General features: G+C 57.6%; 3 protein-coding genes. All 3 read right to left on the minus strand.

What is annotated here, in order from left to right; genetic code table 11:
• Positions 1–140: 140 nt before the first annotated feature.
• A complete protein-coding gene (accB, locus tag NW815_RS10525; RefSeq protein WP_011432092.1) occupies positions 141–614 on the minus strand; it encodes an acetyl-CoA carboxylase biotin carboxyl carrier protein in 474 nt (157 codons plus the stop codon).
• 69 nt (positions 615–683) lie between these two features.
• Positions 684–1,241: an elongation factor P gene (gene efp, locus NW815_RS10530; RefSeq protein WP_414335241.1), complete on the minus strand. Its 558-nt coding sequence runs from the start codon at positions 1,239–1,241 to the stop codon at positions 684–686.
• A gap of 36 nt (positions 1,242–1,277) precedes the next feature.
• Positions 1,278–2,041, minus strand: a 764-nt coding sequence (tsaB, locus tag NW815_RS10535) for a tRNA (adenosine(37)-N6)-threonylcarbamoyltransferase complex dimerization subunit type 1 TsaB (RefSeq protein WP_414415987.1), incomplete at its 5' end; no start/stop codon positions are given.

Genomic DNA, 2,041 nt, shown 5'->3' on the forward strand with positions numbered 1-2,041 from the left:
CATCCCATACTTCCCGGCTCTGGAAAACTGACGGATACAGTGCTTCAACACCGACCACATCCCCTCAATCCGATTCAACTCTGGTGTATACACAGGCAAGGGAGATTGGGTCGCCAAAATCCGGTTTACCCCCTTGCCCATCAAGCCGTGGGATCCAACCGCATCAACACCTGCCCAAACTCCACCGATTGCCCATTGCTCACCAAAATCTCGGTCACCACGCCTGCCGCTTCGGCCTCGATCTCGTTCATCAGCTTCATGGCCTCGATGATGCACAGGGTTTGGCCCTTGTTCACCCGTTGGCCAACCCGCACAAAGTCAGGTTCACCTGGAGCTGGGGCGCTGTAGAAAGTGCCCACCATTGGTGACGTCACGTCTATCCAATGGCTGGGGGTGGATTTGGGAGCAGTGGGAGGAGGGGGCGCTTCTGCAGGAGCAGGAGGAGGCGCAGAGGAGACAATAACCGGACTGGCGGGGGTGGAGGAGAGCTCAGTCGGGATCCCTTTGCGCAAGGTGAGGCGAAAATCTTTGAACTCCAGAGTTAGCTCGGTAACATCGCTCTCTTGCAGAGCGGCCAGGAGAAGACGAATTTCCTGCCAATTGACAACATCCAAGGGAAGGTTCACTCCTGATGCATCACCTGTCCACAACAGAAATCCATAACCGAAAAGGAGAGGGAGAACTCACTCCCGGCCCAGATAGGTGTCGGTGCGGGTATCGACCCGAATCCGTTCTCCAACCTTGATGAACAAAGGCACCTGGATCTCAGCACCGGTCTCCAGCTTGGCCGGCTTGGTTCCCCCAGTGGCGGTATCTCCTTTCACCCCTGGATCTGTTTCCACCACTTCCAGAACAACGGTGTTGGGCAGCTCCACATCGATCACCTGCCCATTCCAGCGCAAGATTGACACTTGCATGTTTTCTTTCAGATATTTCACGGCGGAGCCAATTTGGGCGGCGGTAATTGGAGCCTGCTCATAGGTCTCCATGTCCATAAACACCAAGTTGTCCCCTTCCGCGTAGAGATACTGCATCTCGACTTTTTCGATGGTGGCTGCGGGCAGGGTTTCACCGGCGCGGAAAGTCTTCTCCACAACGTTGCCAGTCTGCATGTTTTTGAGCTTGGTGCGCACAAAGGCTGCTCCCTTGCCGGGCTTCACATGCAGGAACTCGATCACTTTATAGGGAGCTCCGTCAATTTCCACAGAGACGCCAGGGCGCAAATCGTTGCTTGAGATCATGTCAGCAGAGGGATCCGTTGCTTAGACTTCCCAATCTTACCGTGACGATGGGACACTCCGTTCGCGCTGGGGAGGCGGAGTCCGATTCAGCCCTCTGAGATCAATCGGGGGCTGGCGACCGTAGAGGGGCAGCACCTCCTGCCACTGAGGGCGCAATCCGGCCCGAAAATCGGCGCGGGCCAATTCTGCCAACGCCACCACAGGTGCAGAATCCACAAAATCGTCGGCATCTACAGATAAAGCTTGCGGCCAATGGCGGAGAAGGGCCTGCCAAGCCTCTTCCTCCCAGAGCCGATCGGCCGCTTCTGCAGCGACACCCTCTTCTGTCACCCGATACACGCCGCCATACCGCTCTCCTCGTTTGGCGTCCATCTGCACTGCCACCGTCAAGGGCTGGGGCGGGGATCCCTGCCAGATCCACACATGGCGGGCTAGGACGGCCAAAGCCGAGTAGCCGAACACGGGGATGCCCAGTTGCTGGCCCAGCAGACGGGCCACGCTCACCCCCAAACGGCTGCCCGTAAAGCTGCCCGGCCCCAAAGCTACAGCGATCCCAGCTATCTGCGACCAAGCCTGACCGGCCAAGAAGACTTTCAAGCAGGGGTGCAACTGCGCTGCCATCTCCCGATCCAGCCACCAGCTCTGACTGCGGGTTTCTCCCAACCCTGGCTCCAACGGCAGCAGGGCCAGGCCCAAAACGGGTGTGGTGGTGTGGATCCCTAAAATCCAGCGGACAAGCGACATGGCCTCTCTCAGGATCAAAAAAGGTGGTTGACGAAACTTAACGGATGTTTTAAGTT

Source organism: Synechococcus sp. R6-7 (genome assembly GCF_047461695.1).
GTDB lineage: Bacteria > Cyanobacteriota > Cyanobacteriia > Thermostichales > Thermostichaceae > Thermostichus.